General features: G+C 60.0%; 1 protein-coding gene. It reads left to right on the top strand.

Features of this window, described 5'->3' with window-relative positions; translation table 11 throughout:
• Positions 1-36: 36 nt before the first annotated feature.
• The coding region (locus BKD70_RS22620) for an amino acid adenylation domain-containing protein (protein WP_139145799.1) at positions 37-2,066 on the top strand (2,030 nt) is incomplete at its 3' end.

A 2,066-nucleotide genomic window follows, 5' to 3' on the forward strand; every position in this document is an offset into this window, starting at 1 on the left:
CCTGCGCGACTACCTGCCCGTATCGAGGAGGTTGGCATGAGGCGCTTGCAGATCGAGTGGCGTGGTACCGGTAACGCTCTGGCGGCGCTCAGGCAGGAGCTGGAGCAATATGGGCATGTGGCAGGAACGGGGTCTGTGGATCTGGTTATTGAAGACGGGAGTCAGCCGCTGCCGCCCTCGCCCGCCAGTGCGCCATGGTTAAGCTTGCGCGTGGGTATCGGCCCGCTCTGCGAACACGGGCTGCCCTCATTACAGTTACGCTGCTACGACCGGGAGCGGCGCCTGCTGACGGTGCACGACGTTGCCCGGGAGCCCAGCGGTAATGGGCAGCGGTTGCGTCAGCAGGCAACGAATGCAGTGGTGGAGTGGGCTGCTTTGTTGGTCTGCGGTTTTTCAAGAGACCCCGCTTATTTCTCGGCAACGGCCGCTGCTAACGCCTGGCCTGAACAGGGCCTGCAAGAGCTGGATGCCTTGGCTTTCATGCACCGGTTCAACCACACGGCGGCCCCTGCCTTACTGCACGCGGCCCGAACGCCCATGATCGAACGGCTGCAGGCCAGCCTCAATACCTTCGCGCATCGAACAGTGCTGAACATCGCCGGTCATGCGCTGACTTATCGGCAGCTCCAGCAACAAGCCATGGCTATTCAACAACGCCTGCTTCCCTTGCTGGAGGATGCCGAGGCTCCACAAGTGGTCGGCGTATGCCTGGAGAAATCTGCCGAGTTGTACGCCAGTATTCTCGCGGTGCTTGGCTGTGGCGCCGTGTATTTGCCGCTGGTGCCTGACCACCCGGAGCAACGCCAGCACTGCATGCTGACCAGCCTCAAGGCCTGTGTGCTGCTGGAGAATGGCCAGCACCCATTGCGAGAGCGTTTCGTTTCACTTGATGTGAGCCAGGTGGCCGCGCACAGCGCCGACATGACGCAACCGCTGATGCACCGTCACCCCCGTGCCGACGAGCCGTGCGTGGCACTGTTCACCTCGGGTACGACGGGCCAGCCCAAGGGGGTACTGCTGAGCCAATACAACCTGGCGCATTTCACGGCCTGGCTCGTCAGTTGCGTGGCGTTGGATCAACACAGTCGCGTCCTGCAATTTTCGCCACTGGGCTTCGATTCTTCACTGATCGATATTTTCCCTGCATTGATCGCCGGCGCCGAGTTGATTGTGCCCAGCCCAGACCAGCGTCACGACCCTCAGCAACTGGTAGAACTGATTCGCAAGCAACGCGTCACTCATGGGTTTGTGCCACCGGCACTGCTCAGCATCCTGCCGCTGGATCAGCCGTTGGGCATGACTCATTTACTGACCGGAGGTGATTTCTGCGAGCCCTGCGTGATCGAACAACTGGCCGGTCAATGCCAGTTGCATAACCTCTTTGGGCCGACCGAGGCCACTGTGTTGGCGACCCATCGGGTATTCCAACGAGGTGACAGCCATCGCAATATCGGCCTCCCCATCGCTAACAGCCAGGTGCTGATTCTCGACGAGAACCTGCAGCCCGTGGATGAACAGGTAATGGGCGACTTGTACATTGTCGGTCCCGGAGTAAGCCTGGGTTATTCGAATACACTCTCGCGGGCCGACAATCCGTTCGTGGCGCTGACACTGCCAAATGGCCAAGTGCTACAGGCTTATCGCAGCGGCGACTTGGCAAAATGGACGCAAGAGGGCATCGAACTGGGCGGCCGCAGGGATGAGCAAGTCAAGATCCGCGGGTTTCGAGTTCAGCCTCAGGATATTGAACAGTGCTTGCGCGATAGTCGCTTGTTTCGCCAAGTGGCAGTGGTGATCGATACGGCACACAGAGTCATCGGCTTTGCCGCCCAGCCGGAATCTGGCGCTACGCTGGCAAGCCTGAAGGAACATGCTCGACAGTGGTTGCCGGTGCATATGCAGCCCAGCGCTTGGAGCGAACTGGCATGCATGCCCCGTTCGAATAACGGCAAGATCGATCGCAAGGCCTTGCTGGCCATGCCAATACCCATACCCATCGGGATGAATCGCTGTCGCATACAAGACCCTTTGCAGGCACAACTGGCTGACGTGTGGGGTGAGCTGCT

The sequence above is a fragment of the Pseudomonas sp. BS-2016 genome (genome assembly GCF_001806145.1).
GTDB classification, from domain to species: Bacteria; Pseudomonadota; Gammaproteobacteria; order Pseudomonadales; family Pseudomonadaceae; genus Aquipseudomonas; species Aquipseudomonas lundensis.